The sequence below is a fragment of the Vreelandella sedimenti genome, from assembly GCF_013416325.1.
GTDB lineage: Bacteria > Pseudomonadota > Gammaproteobacteria > Pseudomonadales > Halomonadaceae > Vreelandella > Vreelandella sedimenti.
The window spans coordinates 152,694-168,665 of sequence record NZ_JACCGK010000006.1 but is presented as its reverse complement, the minus strand read 5'-3'; the positions used below and the strand labels follow the sequence as shown (position 1 = coordinate 168,665).

Sequence of the window (15,972 nt, the reverse complement as noted above, 5' to 3'; positions counted from 1 at the left end):
CACTTTATGTGGATTGGGCAGTCTGGTGAGTAGTTCTTTATGCGGAGACGCGCTGTGAAAGCATTGATTGCTCTATTCCCATTACTGTTGGCGCTGCCCGTGCACGCTGACTGGCAGCTTGATCCTGGCCAGTCGCGAGTGCAGGCGTCGATTACTCAGTTGAACGGCGAAACACCGCAAACTCATCACCACCAGGTGCGCGATCTGCAGGGTGATATCTCCAGCGATGGCACCCTGCGCTTGCCGTTAAAGCTCAGCCAAACGGATGTACTTGAACGCTTTGGTGAGCTGCCGCCGTGGATAGGTTTGCTGGCGAACACCACCTTGGTGACGCTAGAGGCGCAAATGCCACCAGAGCGGTTGGACGGTTTGGATATTGGCGAATCACTGGTGGAGACGCTGACTTTTAGCGTTCAATCAGACATGGTTAACCAACAGGAATCCGTGCCGCTGCGGTTTACCCGCGAAGGCCTGAATGAGATACGCGTGACCCACGCCGAGCCGATGGCGATGGACGGTCGAGCGCTGATGGCCAACACCACGGTGCGCACCGTGATGTCGTTACTGGGCTACCAGGAGATTGACGAGCATGTGCCCGTCACCCTCAATGCGCTCCTGGTTAATAGGCAATAGTTAATCGGTAGTCGTTAAAGGCTACTAACTGCTTCCACATCCCCCGCTTGGGCTTCGCCGGTCTGTACCCGCCACTGGGCGGTGTAGTGGCCGTTAGCTACCAAGAGGCTGGAATGGGTGCCCCGCTCGGCCACCTGGCCTTTCTCGATCACTACTATCTCATCGGCATGCACGATGGTCGAAAGCCGATGAGCAATCATAATCACCGTGCGACCATGGGCAATACGCTTGAGCGAACGCTGAATGGCCGCTTCAGTTTCGTTGTCCACTGCGCTGGTGGCTTCATCCAGCACCAAAATAGGCGGGTCTTTAAGTAGCGCCCGCGCTAAAGAAAGCCGCTGGCGTTGGCCGCCGGAAAGCCGCACGCCCCGCTCCCCTACCGGCGTATCCAACCCTTGGGGCAGCGTTTCGATAAAGCTCCACGCCTCGGCGGTTTTGGCGGCGTCGATAATCGCCGCTTCCTCGGCATCGGGCTTACCGTAGGCGATATTGTCGCGAATGCTGCCTTCAAATAGATAAACATCCTGGCTGACCAAGCCAATCGACTGGCGTAGCGAGTTCATACTGACGTTGGTAATCGGTTGTCCGTCGATCAGTACGCGCCCGCTTTCCGGGTCGTAAAACCTCAGCAGCAGTTTGATTAGGGTGGATTTCCCCGAGCCGGTCGCCCCTACCAGCGCTAAGGTATTACCCGCAGGCACGTGCAGGTGAATGCCATCGACCCCGACAAGGCTAGTAGCGTAGTGAAAACTCACATTATCAATCGTTACTTCGCCGCGTACTGGCTGGGTAAGCGATGTGGTGCTGTCATCTTTGACCGTAATCGGCACTTCGAGCAGGTCTAGAATGCGCCGCGTGCTGGCCATGGCCCGCTCGAATAGATCAATCACCTGAGCCAGGCCGGTGAGTGGCCAGAGCAGTCGCTGGGTTAGAAACACCAAAACGCCGTAAGCACCCACATTCAGCGAGCCGTTGAGCGCCATCATGCCGCCCACGGTGAAGGTGGCGAGAAAGCCCGCCAAAATCGCCATGCGGATGACTGGAATAAACGCAGAGCTAACCTTGATCGCTCTTCGATTGGCTTCTACGTAGGCTTCGCTGGCCTCGCGTAGGCGCTCGGCTTCGCGGTCTTCGCTGGTAAAGCTTTTAATCGTTGCGATGCCGCTTAGGTTATTAGTTAACCGGCTGGCCAAATCACCGACCTTCTCACGCACATCGCTATACAGCGGCCCCGCTTTGCGCTGGAAGAAGAACGCGCCCCATATAATCAAAGGAATCGGGGTAAACGCCAACAGCGCAATCAGCGGTGAAAGCACAAAGAACACCGCGCCCACCGCTATTACCGTGACAACCACTTGAATCAAGGCGTTGGCACCACCGTCCAGAAAACGCTCTAGCTGATTGACGTCATCGTTCATGGTGGCCACGAGCTGGCCGGAGCTTTTCGATTCAAAGAACGCCATATCGAGCCGCTGGGCATGCTCGTAGGTATCCTGGCGCATATCTGCCTGTAAACGTTGGGCTAAGTTGCGCCATAGGATTTGAAAAAGGTACTCAAATAGTGACTCCCCCGCCCAGATAACGAACGTCAGCACCGCCAACATGGTGATCTGCTGCTGGGGCGTTTCAAACCCCAAACTCGCCACAAAGCTCTGCTCTTGATTCACCACCACATCAATGGCGACGCCAATCAAAATCTCGGGGGCAATATCGAACAGCTTATTGATAACGGAGCAGGCGGTGGCCGCCATGATGCGCCGCCGATAGCCTTTGGCATAGCGCAGCAGGCGCACCAAGGCTTGAAAACTGTGTGCAGGAGAGGACACAAGGTTACCTTTCTAAGATTGTTGTAGGTCTAGGTTTTGTCTGAAAAGTCGGCGAGCGAAGGCCAGGCAAGGCAAAAATCGGCGAAAAGACGGAGTTTACGTGGTGTAAATGAGTACTTTGAGCCGATTTTTAACGCCGTATGGTCGAGCGCAGCCAGTTTTCAGACAGAACCTAAGCTAGCCACTCACCGATGAGCGCCGTACATTGGCAAGCAGTGGGCTGCCGGTATCGGGGTCGGTTAATAGTGTGCACTCTACTTGATAAAGCGTGCGTACTAAATCTTGAGTGACCACGGTGGCGGGCGGCCCTTCCGCAACAATCTGCCCTTCTCGCATAGCAATTAAATGGTCGGCATAGCGGCAGGCACTGGCGAGGTCATGCAACACCATCACGACGGTACGGCCATGGTGAGCAAGGTGTTTGACCAACTCAAACACTTCAATCTGATGGCCTAGATCCAGTGCCGAGGTGGGTTCGTCCAACAGCAGCAGTGGGGTTTGTTGGGCGATGGTCATGGCGATCCAGGCGCGCTGCCGCTGGCCGCCGGAAAGCGCATCAATTGACCTGTCCGCAAGCTGCTCAAGCCCTGCGGCTGCCAATGCATGCTGAACCACACGCTGATCTTCCAGGGACCACTGGCGCAGCCAGCCCTGGTGGGGCTGGCGGCCAAAGCGGATTAGTTCGGTCACGGTCAAGCCTTCCGGCGCCACCGCCTCTTGGGGCAGCAGCGCCAGCTGAGTCGCTAACTGGCGAGTGGGCAGGCGCTGAATATCGGCACCGTCCAGCAACACCGTTCCGCTATCAGGTTTATGCAGGCGCGCAAGCCCGGCCAGTAGCGTCGATTTTCCGCAGCCATTGGGGCCCACAATCGCGGTCACTTTGCCGCTGGGCAGAGCAATATCCAAGCCATTGATCACCTGCCGGGCGCCATAGCTCATGCCGAGTGATTGGGTCGACAGTGACGGTAACGCGGAGTTGGAAGGTTGGCTCATGTAAAGCTCCGTTGCGGGCGCATTAAAATCCAAAGTAACCACGGCCCGCCGACCACGGCCGTGACAATACCGACGGGAATCTCAATTGGCGCCAGCAGTGTGCGCCCGGCCAGGTCAGCCAGCACCATCACTAAAGCCCCTGCCAGCGCTGCCGCCGTAATAGGCACACCGCGTGAACTCGACAGCGAGCGGGCAATCTCTGGGCCAATCAACCCCACCATACCGACAGGCCCTGCCACGGCAACGGCCAGACCGGTCAGCGCAACCGAAAGCAGCAACACTTCTAATCGGCGGCGTTTAACATTGATCCCTAACCCGCTGGCAGTGGCATCCTTAAAACGCAGCAGCGTAAGCGAACGAGCTAACATCAGCGCAGTGATCAAACCTAGCACTAACCCAAGAATTAGCAACTGCAGCGCGCCGCTGGGACGGGCATTGAGCGAACCTACGGTCCAGGGGTAGGCGGCATTGGCGGTGTCGATCGCCACGCGAGCGAGTAGCAGTTGAGTGACGGCACCAAACACCGCGCCAACGCCAATGCCCGCGACGATAAAGCGGTAGCCTTGGGTACCGCTGCCTGCCGCCAAACCAAACGTGAGTACCGCGGCGGTGGTCGCCCCCGCTAATGCCATGGCGGGGGGCGCAATGGAAACGCCGATGCCCACAATAGAGGCCACCGCAAACGCCGTCGCGCCATTATCAATACCGATAATACCGGGGGTCGCCAGGCGATTGCGCGCTAATGTTTGCATCAAAATGCCAGCCAGGGCAAAGGCCGCACCGGTGCATGCGGCGGCGGCTAACCGCGGCAGGCGTAGCTCCTGCACCACGAAGTTCGCCATTACATCCGCCTTGCCAAACAGCGCGTGCAATACCGCCATCGGGGCGACGTTGACGCTACCCAGGCTCAGGTAGAGCACGCTGGCAAGCAGAAATGCGCCCAACAAGCCTACATTGACCGTTACCGCACGCCGCTCCAGCAGCACACTCTGGTCGCCATGGCGGCTTCGCCAGGCTAAGCGCCAATAGCCTTGGGGTGGCGCAATGGGGATACGATTCGGTCGCGCAGAAGCGGCATTCAGGACTGATGAGCGGACTGGGGTAGGTTTCATTGTTCCACTCATAGCATCGGTAAACGGCGTGCACGCACTACCGCTATAAGCACGGGCGCACCGCATAGCGCGGTGAGCACGCCCAGCGGCAGTTCTGAAGGGGCAACAACGACACGAGACACAATATCCGCCGACAACACCATCAAAGGGCCAATGGGAAGGCAGAACCATAGCGTGCGACGAATATCCGGCCCGGCAAATGCGCGCGCAACAAACGGCACGACCAGCCCAACGAACGCGATGGGCCCTGCAATAGCGGTAGCCGCACCGACCAAAAGCGCCACACAGGCGACCACCAACCAACGAATAAGGTTGGGGTGGTGACCCAACCCCGAAGCAACCCGCTCCCCCAGTGCTAACGCGGCTAACGGCCGGGCGATCAGTAATACGATAATGGAAGCGACCAGCATACTGGGCAGCACCGAAAGCAGATCATCCAAGCGGCGACCAGCCAAACTGCCAATGACCCAGAACCGAATTTCATCAGCGGCGCGCTGGTCATAAAGCAGTATCAACGAGGTGAGTGACGCCAGCAGCCCCGAAAACGCAGCGCCCGCAAGCACTAGCCGTATAGGGTCGTTACCCACACCCCGAAAGCGCGCCACGCTCAATACGCACACGCAGCCCATCAAGGCGCCCAGTTGGGCAACAGAAATGCGCAGCGTGGCCGCACTGGCCCCCAGCACCAAGGCCAGCGCCACGGCAAAGGCCGCGCCTGCGCTCACCCCTAATAAGCCTGGCTCAGCCAGCGGGTTACGCGCCACCGCTTGTAACAGCGCACCCGCCACGCCTAACGCCATACCCACCACAATGCCGATTAACGTACGCGGTGCGCGCAGTTCCCATACAATAAAGTGTGCTTCACTGTCTTGGGCGCCGCTTAAGAGCGCTATGGCTCTACCGGGGCCAACACTGCCCGCGCCGATCAGCAGGCTAACGAGGCTCACCGCCACAAGGGCGGTGAGCAGGAGCAGCATTAACGTGTGCGGGTTAGCTCTGTTAATGGCTAAGGTTGCAAAATGTGAAACCCTCACGGCAACAGCGCAGCCTCAATCTCATCAAGAATGGCTTGTGCGGCCAGTGGGCCGTTGGCGCTTGTCCAGAGCTGGCCATCCACAGGGACGACGCGCTCTTGCTGCACCACGTTTAAGCGCGTAAAGGCGCTGCTCTGCTTCGCCGACTCCAACGCCGCTTGACCATCTTCGTTGAGCGTTGCCAGGAATAGCCAGTCGCCGTCCACTTGGGAAAGGTTTTCCAGGCTGAGCACATCGCTATGTACGCCGCGCTCGCCCACTAGGCCAGCGTCCTGAACATCCAGACCCGCTTGAGCTAACAAACCTGCAGAAAAAAGGTTTTCCGACATCACCATGGGGCCGCCGGGCATCCAGCGAATGAGAAAAGTACTACCCGCTACACCGGCTTCGTCCACTGTTTGACTAACCTCAGCGGCACGCTGTTCCACGGCTGCAATGGCGTCATCTATTGCGGCCTGACGATTAAGCGCTTCGCCATAAAGGCGCGCTTCGGCTTTCCAGTTATCAGGCGCCAGCGGCTGAGTGGGTGGCACCACCGTGGGCGCAATGCGGGAAAGCAACTGATACTGCTCATCAGCCAGTTGCGCAGGCGCCAGAATCAGGTCCGGCTGCTGCGCCAGCACGGCTTCAATATTAATCTCGCGCACCACGCCCATAATCGCGGGGCGGTCATCTCCCAGATGCGCCTCTATATAACGGGCGACATTGTCGCCACCGCGGGAGGTAACCGCGCCTAGCGGTTTCACACCCGCTGCCACGGCAGCATCCAGTGCGCCTTCGTAAAGCGTCACCACCCGCTCGGGGGTTCCTTCAATCTCTACGTCGCCAAACGCCGTTTCCAGCGTTCGCGCGTGCGCGGCAGACACGCCCAATGCACTGATGAATAACACATTGAATAACGCGGCAGCCATGCTCAGACGCCCGCGCTTGGGTCGGGCGAAAGCTAACGATGTGATTTGAGCCAGCATTGATTTCTCTCGAACAAAGAAGACAGAAAAAGATAGTAACGATTCTCAAAAGCACTTGCACTATTATTTGAGCGAATAGAGCGTTCCATTTAACGCAACGTTTTGAGGGACTAAAGGTTTCATTTTAAGCAACGGAACGTTCCTAAATTTTGCATCGCAAATAGGAACTTTTCTTTTTAGACTCACACCCCTATTTGATAATAAATATCATTAGCAAGAGAATCGTATTACCAAGGAGCCCCCATGCAAGACTTTACTCGTCGCACTTTAACCAGTGCCATTGCACTAGCCGCTTTCTCTTCAGGTGCTTATGCGCAAGAAAGTACCCAAATGGATAATATGGTGGTCACTGCTGCCGGTTATGAGCAAACGCTGAAAAATGCACCCGCCAGCATTTCAGTGGTATCCCGTGAAGAATTGGAGCTAAAGCAGTTTTCCAACATTGCCGAAGCAATTGCCAATGTTCCTGGCGTTGATGTTCGCTCTGGCACAGGTAAAACGGGTGGATTAAATATTTCCATTCGCGGCATGCCCAGCGAGTACACGCTGATCTTGATCGACGGACGCCGCCAAAACACCTCAGGCAGCGTCACACCAAATGGGTTTGGTGAAACCTCAACCGGCTTTATGCCACCACTTTCCGCTATTGAGCGCATTGAGGTAATTCGCGGACCAATGTCGACGCTCTACGGGTCCGACGCTATGGGCGGGGTTATCAATATTATCACTCGTCGCGTAGGCAAGGATTGGGCTGGCTCGGTGTCGGTCGAAAACACGTTCCAAGAAGATAGTGATGCAGGTAATAGCTCAGCCATTAACCTCTACACTTCTGGCCCATTAATCGAAGATACCCTCGGTTTACAGCTACGTGGCCGCCTATACGACCGAGACAGCTCCGAACGCATAATCGAAGATAGCGCTGGGCGTGACCCACGCCCTTCTGAAGCGCGCATTTACTCAATCGGTGGCCGCCTAAACCTTACGCCAGATGACAATAATGAACTATGGGTTGATGCTGAGCGCTCACGCCAAAGCTACTCCAACGACGATAACCGTCTAGGCACTCAGGACGGCACTGACCGAAGCGGGAATCCTTCACCTGGTACCTTTAACGGCTATAAAGATGAGCTTCGCTTTAACCGTGATCAACTTGCGGTGGGCCACGCTGGGCACTATGCGCAGGGCACTTGGGAAAGCAGCATCACTCACAGCACCACTGAAACCTTAGGCCGCACTCTTCCAGCAGGCAGCGCACCTGATTATGGCTATGAAGCCCAAGGTGGCGAAGATCGTATTCTTGAGAACCGCGATATTATCGTCGATACCAAGTTTGTCGCGCCTCTAGGTGATCATATGGCCACGATTGGCGGACAATATATAGATGCCGAGTTAGAAGATGCGATTGCTGGCAACGAGACCTTTCAACAAAACAGCTGGGCATTATTTGCCGAGGATGAGTGGCTGCTTCGTGACGATTTAGCGCTAACTCTAGGCGGCCGCTATGAACATCACGACGCCTTCGGCGGTAACTTTAGCCCGCGTGGTTATCTCGTCTGGAACACAACGCCTAACTGGACGTTAAAAGGCGGCGTGAGCCGGGGTTACAAAACACCTTCGCTAAACGACCTGCACGATGGCATTAATGGCTTTGGGGGCCAAGGCACTACGGTTAATATTGGTTCACCGGACCTTGAACCAGAAAAAAGCACCAACTATGAAATTGGTGCTATCTATGATAACCAGGGCAGTTTTTCAGCGGGGGCGACGGTCTTCTACAATCTCTTTACTGACCGTATTGCTAGCGCTAACGATCTACCTAACTGTCAGTTTACCGATAGTAATGGTGATACCCCTAATTCAGGATTGGCAAACTGCCTGAGCGTGGGTAACTTTACACAGCAAGAAAGCTTTGGCCAGCTAACTAATATTGATGAAGCTGAAACGCGTGGTATAGAGCTAACTGCAAACTATCAAATTGCACCTGCTTGGCGCATTAGCGGCGGTTATACCTTTACGGACTCTGAAATTACCTCAGGCGATAATGAGGGAATGGTGCTAACCAACACACCTGACCACAAACTCACCGCCGATTTAACATGGGCCATTAATGAGCGTTGGAGTACTACCCTTGAGGGCGAATACTACTCTTCACGTGAGCGCTTCGCTGCAGGTCTACCTACATCAGGTGAGTCTCTATCGCTTTATGAGCAGTTAGGTAACAAGTTGGATGGCTATGAGCTGTTTAATCTACGCAGTTCCTACCGAGTTTCTGACAACGTACGTCTAACCGGCACGATTTATAACTTGTTCGATAAGGACTTCACCAGTTCAGATACCTTTGAGCATAACGGTGAAACCCTGCGTGCTTACAACTTCACCCAAACTGGCCGCTCTACTGATGGCGTGGCGTTAGATGGCCGCAGTTTCTGGATCTCGGCCACCTACGAGTTCTAACCCGTTTCAGCTCGCTACTGTTTCAATGCTGACATCTGCCCCGGCCATGCGCCGGGGCCTTTTTGTTTATTAATGCGCTATTTACTTAGCCAAAAAAAGCGGCTATCGCTGGATAGCCGCTGCAGTAGTGCGTTGATTTTTTTAAACGTAACATCTAGAAAGCGACATTAAGACCCAGCCAAACCCGACGGCCATCTTCCACATAGCCGTACTCGTCGTAGTCGATCGCTTCGTCAAACAGGTTGTAAATACCCGCATTGAGTTGCGTCATTTCATTAAGTTGGTAGCCAACGCCTGCATCCACAAAGGTGTAGGAAGGCGCTACGATCGCGCTTTGCGAAGGGCCGGTGTTGGGTTGGCTCTCTTCGCCGCGGTAGGTCACTTTGGTCCACTGGCGCAGCTTGGGCGACACCTGCCAATCCAGCGTGGCCGATATCTGGTGGCGCGGTAGCTGTGTGAGCGGCTCGCCTGCATACTCGCCGCTTTTCTGTTCACTGTCGGTAAAGGTGTAGCTGGCCGTGAGTTCAATCGCCTCGTTTAGCGGTGCCGCTACGCTGGCTTCTACGCCTTGAGTAACCGCTTCATCGATGTTGATGCGATAAGTCGGATCACTGCCGAACTGGTTGGGCTCATCGGCACACACACCTTCAGGGCAGGCAATGCGGGTGATTTTATCTTTAAAGTCATTATGGAATAGCGTGAGACCACCACTTAGCCCGGCATCGTTGGCGTATAGCAGCGCAAACTCTTTATTAAGCGAGGTTTCTGGCTCCAGATCGGGGTTACCGTAAACATCGCCGCCTCGGCTGGTCTGCCCCCAGTCAGCGGTGACTTCGCGCAGATTGGGCGAACGGAAACCGGTGGAGACACCGCCTTTTAACGTCCAGTCAGAGGTCATGTTCCACACGCTGTAGAGCCGCGGGCTGATATGGCTGCCGTAGTTTTCGGCATCGTCTAGCCGCATGCCGCCAGTCAATGCCCAGGTGTCGGTCAACAGCCACTCATCTTCTGCAAACAGAGCCCACTGCTGCTGCTCTATGTGAGTACGATCGGAAACCTGGTTGGTGGTGCCATCATCCAGCGACTCCTCCTCGTAACTTGCACCCAGGGTGAGCATATGTGCACCCAACGGCATCACCAAACTGGTTTTAGCAGTGGTGTTGGTGATCTCAATTTCCCGCGATGGGTTTTCGCTGGTTTCCCGCTGGACAAAGCTTTCACTGGTGCCAATATCAAAGCGCCCGCTATGGGTGAGCGCTACGTGGCGCTGGGTATAGTCGTTGTAGCTGTCTGTGCAACCGCCGCGGCAGCCCTCTGACGGCGCCGAGTTGCCCATCAGCGATTGGCGCTCCTGCTCGGTAACCCCGGCTTCAGCGGTAAAGTCGTGGTTATCCGAGGCGGCAAGCGTGAATCGCGCCGTCAGGCTTTGCAGACTTTTATCTTCGTAGCCGTTAAGGATATTGTCTTCATCGCGCTGAGAGGCGCGACCATAGAGCTGAAGTCCTAAACGACCCCCTACCAGCGGGCCACTCAGATAAAAATTGGCTTGGCGGCTGTCGCCAGAGTCGCTGTCTTCCTGAAGCACGGTGTCGAGTTGAACATTACCGTGCCACTCCTGCGCAACCTTGCGGGTAATCACGTTAATGACCCCGCCGATGGCATCGGAGCCGTAGAGCGTCGACATTGGCCCACGCACTACTTCAATACGCTCAATGGCCTGTAGCGGCGGCAGCCAGTCTTGCTCAAACCCGGCGCTACCATTGGGCCGAGATTCGCGGGTATTCTGCGGGCGTCCATCCACTAATATTAGCGTGTACTGGGAGGGCATGCCGCGGATCGAAATATCGTGGCCATTGTCCCCGGCACCGCCACCGGTCACGATCACACCGGGCACATTGCGCAGTGCATCGGTGAGACTTTGATAGTGGCCTCGCTCTAACTCTTCACGGGAAACCACGCTGATAGAGGCAGGCGCATTAGCAATCTGCTGTTCAAAGCCGGAGGCCGTCACGACCATATCATCTAGCCGTGGCGCTTCTTGTGCCCACAAAGCGCCGCTGGCAAGGCTTGAAACGGTGCTGGCCAGCAGCGTGCGACGCAAACAGGGAGACATAGCAAAATCCTTCATAGTGTGTGATCAATCGCTTTATAAATGCGAATTGTTAGCATTTATATACTTACACACTCTCTGCTCTATCAGGTGAGACGGTACGTTCAAAGAAGAGGAACACAAATGCCTATTATTTTCATTCGCACCGAAAAATGGCACAATTAACATTCACCCTTTTCCCGTGGGCCTGACCATGTATGACTTTGACGAACTTACCGCCTTTGCCGATGTAATGACCACGGGCAGTTTGACACGCAGCGCTCAAAAGCTCGGATTAGCCAAATCGACCCTTAGCCGCCGCATCAGCCAGCTTGAAACCCGGCTTAACCAGCCGTTGCTGCGGCGCCAGGCCAATCGCTTAATTCCAACCGAAGCGGGGCTGCTATTTCACAACTATTGCACCGAGCTTTTGGCAATGGCGGCTCATAGCCAGGAGGCACTAGCAGAGCTACGTGAGGAGATTAGTGGGGAAATAACGCTTGAGGTGCACGGTGCCCTAGCGCGCAGTTGGTTAGCCAGCGCTATTGATGCGTTCTTAAATCGCCATCCCAAGGCGGAACTAACGCTACACACTAGGGAAACCCCGCCAACTAAAATGCACAGCAATAGCGTACATGTCTGGCTTGGCCCCACTCACGAGTGCGGGCTAAATCAGGAGCGCTTGGGGCACTTAACTCGCGGGCTTTATGCTAGCCCACGCTATTTAGCGGCGGCTGGCACGCCCCACCATCCCGACGAACTCAACCAGCACGCCTGGATAGACCTGTTGGGCTCTGCCTCTGATGGGCTGCTGCTCATTCACCAAGAACATGGCCAGTACACCTTTAATCCGCCCCGCTCACGGCTGCGGGTAGACCTCACTGCCCTACATATCGATGCCATTGCACGCAGCCAGGGGATTGGCTTGCTCTCACACTGGTTTACCGCCAAACGCGAACAGCACCATCCAGGCGAACTGGTTAACTGCCTGCCGGGCTGGGAGCCAGTGCCTCTCCCCATCACGTTGCTCTACGCCTACGGTCACCAATCACGCCGCACCCATGCGCTGTTAGAGTTTTTGCGTAGCCAAGTGCCCGCCCAGTGGCGCACGTCAGCCGCGACGGTGTAAGTTAATTCGAGTGTTTACCTTGCCAGTTAGCCCGCTTATTAACGACAATAGGCCTCTAAGAACTCTCTGATTGCCAAGGATAGTCAATGCTTGCCGAACTTTTCGCCGTCATGGCACCCGTGCTGGCGGGTGCAGGGCTCGGCTACCTATGGGTACGCTTAGGCCACCCCTACCCGGTCGACTTCATTACCCGGCTAGTGTTTAACATTGGCACACCTTCGTTGGTGTTGGCTTCCTTGGCGGGTGCCGATATCGATGCCACCACCTTTGGTCAGACGATGCTGGCCGCTGCGCTGGTAATTCTCACCATGGGGGCCGCTACCTTTGTGGTGGCAAAACTATTGCGCCGCAGTTGGCGAGTGCTGCTTGCCCCCATGATGTACCCCAATACCGGCAACATGGGCTTACCGGTGGTGCTTTACGCATTTGGCAGTGCCGGGTTTGCCTACGGCATCACGGTGATGGTGACCGTCTCGCTGTTTCAGTTCACCTTAGGCGCGGTGCTTAATAGCCAGGGCAACCCGCTCAAAACGCTTGCCAAAACGCCCACGGTTTACGCTATTGCGGTTTCCATGGCGCTGCTACTGACGAACACCTCCCTGCCGCTCTGGTTGGCGAATACGGTGGACTTAATGTCGGGGTTCACGGTACCGCTCATGCTCATTACCCTGGGCGTATCGCTGGCCAGCATTCAGGTGAAGAACCTGCGTTCAGGGCTCGGATTTAGCTTAGTGCGCGTACCTCTCGCTGCCGTAGTCGCCTGGTTGATCGCTGGCTGGGTGGGCCTTCCACCACTGGCACAGAGCATTTTAGTGCTGCAAATGTGTATGCCAGTGGCGGTATTCAATTATCTCTTTGCTCAGCGTGCCCAGCGCGAACCCGTTTATGTCGCCAGTTTGGTCTTCTGCTCAACGTTATTAGCGCTATTTTACCTACCCGTGCTACTCGCCCTGCTCATGTAATAGTGGAACCCACACGTGGCTAAAAGGTCACTGCTAGACTACTTGGCAAGGATGCCAACGATTAACGTCACCAGAGGGCACGCTATGCTTCACATGAACAACCATACCCAACGCCCATTGCCCCCTGCGGTTTGGGCAGGGATCAGTGGGCTAATGCTGGCGAGCGCTATCAACACGGCAAATGCTGAAACCGTCCAGGAATCGCTGGAAACCGATCATTTAAACCTTTCTATTGAGCGTATCGCCGACGGTTTTGAGCACCCTTGGGCGGTGGCGTTTTTACCCGATGGCCGCTACTTGGTGAGCGAACGTAGCGGGCAACTGAAACTTGTCGACCCCGAAAGCGGTGAAGCCAGTACGCTGGAAGGCATGCCCGAAGTGAGTACTCAGGGCCAGGGCGGTTTGCTAGACGTAGCGTTACATCCTGATTTTGAAGGCGAAAATGGCGAGGGTGATAACGATTGGATCTATTTCACCTGGAGCAAGCCCGAGGGCAATAACAGCCGTTCGGCACTATCCCGTGTAAAATGGCAGAATGGTCAGTTAGGTGAGGTCGAACACTTATTTGAACAAGATCGCGCCTCTGGGCCAGGTCGCCATTACGGCTCGCGGCTGGCGTGGCTGCCCGACGGTACTCTACTAATGAGTATTGGTGATCGCGGCAGTGACCCGCCCCGCGCCCAGGCAAGCGATGACCACGCGGGCTCTACCCTGCGTCTTACCGCTACTGGCGACGTTCCCGATGACAATCCTTTTGTCGGTGATGACACCACCCTGGATGAAATTTACTCCATGGGTAATCGCAATATTCAAGGCATGACCGTGCTCATTAACGGCGAAGCCTGGGCGTCAGAGCATGGCCCCCGCACCGGCGACGAGCTGAATCATATCCAAGCGGGCAATAATTATGGCTGGCCAGAAGTCAGCCAAGGCAATGACTACGCAACCAATGAGCCGATTGGCGCAGATTCGCTCCCCGGCATGGTTGACCCAGTGTATGTATTTGAAGGCCGATTCGCCCCCGCCGGGCTGGCCGAAGTAACTAGCGACGCCTTTGGTGAGTGGCAGGGCAACTTATTAGCCGGTGGGCTAGGTAGCGAGAAACTGCTCCGCCTGCGTTTGGAAGAGGGTCATGTTGCCGAGGAAGAGCTGATTTTACAAGGCGAAGTTGGCCGCATTCGCGATGTCCGCCAAGGCCCTGATGACGCCATTTACTTACTCACTGACGCCCCCCAGGGCGGCTTGTATCGCCTAGCGCCAACGAACCAGTAGCGCTTTATTCATTGGCTGATACTAAAACGTATTAAAACCACCATGGATGCCCCATGCGACTACGCAATTTGATTATTTTAACGGTGATTGTGCCGCTATTTGTCATCCTGGTGGTATTTAGCCTAGTGGCGATCAAATCGCTCGAAGATAACGTGCGCTCAAAGCTGCAAACGGAAGTTGAGATTATTACCCGAACGCTGAGCTCTTCGCTCAGCTACGCGGTTACGCCAGATAGCAATACGCCGCTTGAAGAAGCGTTACAGTCGGCGTTCTCATTCCACCGTATTTACGGCGCCTATGTATTTGATACCGAAGGTCGCGATATTTACGGGCTGGGCCTTGGCAAAGATATTTTCAGCCGTGAAGAGATTCAGCAAATCATCGAGCGCGATGACTTATATAGCAACTATCGCCAACACGACGGGTGGAATTACTACTCTGCGTTGACACCTTTGCGCTCACAAGATGGCACTGTATATGGCGTACTCCAGGTTAATCGGCTAAATACCGGTATTGAGAATTACACGGGTTTTATCAGTATTGTGGCCGTGTTGGTGTTCGTGATTGGCGCCGCTGGGATCGTGTTTAGTATTTGGTGGGGGTTTCGCCGCCATATTGAGCGCCCGCTTAACCGGCTGCTGCACGTAATGCAGTTGGTAGAAAAAGGTGACCGTAGCCAACGCGCCACCGAAGACGGCCCTATCGAATATCGCCACCTTGCCTCCGGTTTGAATGGCATGCTGGATGCGATGGCCGAGAAAGACCAAGAGATCGAAAATCGCCAACGGCGCGAAATAGAACTCGAAAAGCGCCTGCGCAAATCAAAAAAGCTGGCTGAACTGGGCGTCTTGGCAGCCGGCGTTGCCCATGAGATAGGTGCGCCATTAACAGTGATTAATGGCCAGGCCCAGCGCTTGGCTCGACGCGATGTTATTGGCGATGACGAACGCGCACGGCTAGGGCGTATTCGTGGCGAAGTCGAGCGTATCGTTGAAATTGTGCGCCAATTAATGGAATTAGGCCGCCAACATAACGTAGAGAAAGGCGAACTGGCGCTTGATCAGCTTATTATGAGTGCCAGTGGTTTAGTGGAAGATGAGCTAGAGCCACGCAATATTCGTTTAGACATTGAATTACCGTCGCCGACACCCAACTTACTCGCCAACGGCCAACAAATTGTGCAGGTGCTGACCAATTTGCTGCGCAATGCAGCGCAAGCCCCCGAAGTGAGCAGAATCAGAGTGCACGCCCAGCAGCAAGAGCACGAATTAATACTGTGGGTGGAAGATGATGGCCCTGGGATACCCAACTCCCATCATCACAAAGTGTTCGACCCATTTTTCACCACCAAACCGGTCGGTCAAGGCAGCGGTTTGGGACTCTCTATGGTACATCGCATTATTAACGACCACGGCGGTACGATCGGCGTGTTTGACAGCGCCCTTGGCGGCGCTGGATTTGAAATTACGCTACCTATTAGTGAAACCGCATCCGCGTGAG

Annotated in this window: 12 protein-coding genes; 6 read left to right on the top strand and 6 right to left on the bottom strand. The window is 55.3% G+C overall.

Annotated features, from left to right (window positions below; translation table 11 throughout):
• Positions 1 to 39 precede the first annotated feature (39 nt).
• Positions 40 to 633, top strand: coding sequence for a hypothetical protein (locus HZU72_RS08480; protein WP_180091392.1), 594 nt, complete (start codon positions 40 to 42; stop codon positions 631 to 633).
• Positions 634 to 647: 14 nt separating this feature from the next.
• Here the strand turns inward: HZU72_RS08480 and HZU72_RS08475 are convergent, their stop codons facing one another.
• The 5 genes from HZU72_RS08475 to HZU72_RS08455 all read right to left on the bottom strand — a co-directional run bounded on the left by HZU72_RS08475 (position 648) and on the right by HZU72_RS08455 (position 6,509).
• The gene (locus tag HZU72_RS08475; protein ID WP_180091391.1) at positions 648 to 2,459 is read right to left on the bottom strand and encodes an ABC transporter ATP-binding protein; all 1,812 of its coding nucleotides are present in this window, start codon (positions 2,457 to 2,459) and stop codon (positions 648 to 650) included.
• 177 nt (positions 2,460 to 2,636) lie between these two features.
• The gene (locus tag HZU72_RS08470; RefSeq protein WP_180091390.1) at positions 2,637 to 3,452 is read right to left on the bottom strand and encodes an ABC transporter ATP-binding protein; all 816 of its coding nucleotides are present in this window, start codon (positions 3,450 to 3,452) and stop codon (positions 2,637 to 2,639) included.
• On the bottom strand, positions 3,449 to 4,564 hold the full coding sequence (locus HZU72_RS08465; protein WP_235976036.1) for a FecCD family ABC transporter permease: 1,116 nt from the start codon (positions 4,562 to 4,564) through the stop codon (positions 3,449 to 3,451). Before HZU72_RS08465 ends, HZU72_RS08470 begins: the two co-directional genes overlap by 4 nt.
• An 8-nt stretch (positions 4,565 to 4,572) precedes the next feature.
• Positions 4,573 to 5,541, bottom strand: coding sequence for a FecCD family ABC transporter permease (locus HZU72_RS08460; RefSeq protein ID WP_180091388.1), 969 nt, complete (start codon positions 5,539 to 5,541; stop codon positions 4,573 to 4,575).
• A gap of 53 nt (positions 5,542 to 5,594) precedes the next feature.
• Complete coding sequence (locus tag HZU72_RS08455; protein WP_180091477.1) at positions 5,595 to 6,509, bottom strand: ABC transporter substrate-binding protein; 915 nt, start codon at positions 6,507 to 6,509, stop codon at positions 5,595 to 5,597.
• A gap of 300 nt (positions 6,510 to 6,809) precedes the next feature.
• Between HZU72_RS08455 and HZU72_RS08450 the strand changes: the two genes are divergently transcribed.
• A complete protein-coding gene (locus tag HZU72_RS08450) occupies positions 6,810 to 9,020 on the top strand; it encodes a TonB-dependent receptor domain-containing protein (protein ID WP_180091387.1) in 2,211 nt (736 codons plus the stop codon).
• Positions 9,021 to 9,174: 154 nt separating this feature from the next.
• On the opposite strand, the gene HZU72_RS08445 is transcribed toward HZU72_RS08450, so the two are convergent.
• Positions 9,175 to 11,133 carry a ligand-gated channel protein gene (locus tag HZU72_RS08445; RefSeq protein WP_180091386.1) on the bottom strand — a complete coding sequence of 653 codons (1,959 nt, stop codon included), beginning with the start codon at positions 11,131 to 11,133 and terminating at the stop codon, positions 9,175 to 9,177.
• Positions 11,134 to 11,323: 190 nt separating this feature from the next.
• Here HZU72_RS08445 and HZU72_RS08440 point away from each other — a divergent pair, with 190 nt between their 5' ends.
• From HZU72_RS08440 to HZU72_RS08425, 4 genes are all read left to right on the top strand, one after another.
• Positions 11,324 to 12,238 carry a LysR family transcriptional regulator gene (locus HZU72_RS08440; protein ID WP_180091385.1) on the top strand — a complete coding sequence of 305 codons (915 nt, stop codon included), beginning with the start codon at positions 11,324 to 11,326 and terminating at the stop codon, positions 12,236 to 12,238.
• An 86-nt stretch (positions 12,239 to 12,324) separates the two neighbouring features.
• Complete coding sequence (locus tag HZU72_RS08435; protein ID WP_180091384.1) at positions 12,325 to 13,200, top strand: AEC family transporter; 876 nt, start codon at positions 12,325 to 12,327, stop codon at positions 13,198 to 13,200.
• 93 nt (positions 13,201 to 13,293) lie between these two features.
• Positions 13,294 to 14,472, top strand: coding sequence for a PQQ-dependent sugar dehydrogenase (locus HZU72_RS08430; RefSeq protein ID WP_371829539.1), 1,179 nt, complete (start codon positions 13,294 to 13,296; stop codon positions 14,470 to 14,472).
• A 53-nt stretch (positions 14,473 to 14,525) separates the two neighbouring features.
• Positions 14,526 to 15,971, top strand: coding sequence for an ATP-binding protein (locus HZU72_RS08425; RefSeq protein ID WP_180091382.1), 1,446 nt, complete (start codon positions 14,526 to 14,528; stop codon positions 15,969 to 15,971).
• Position 15,972: the final 1 nt, after the last annotated feature.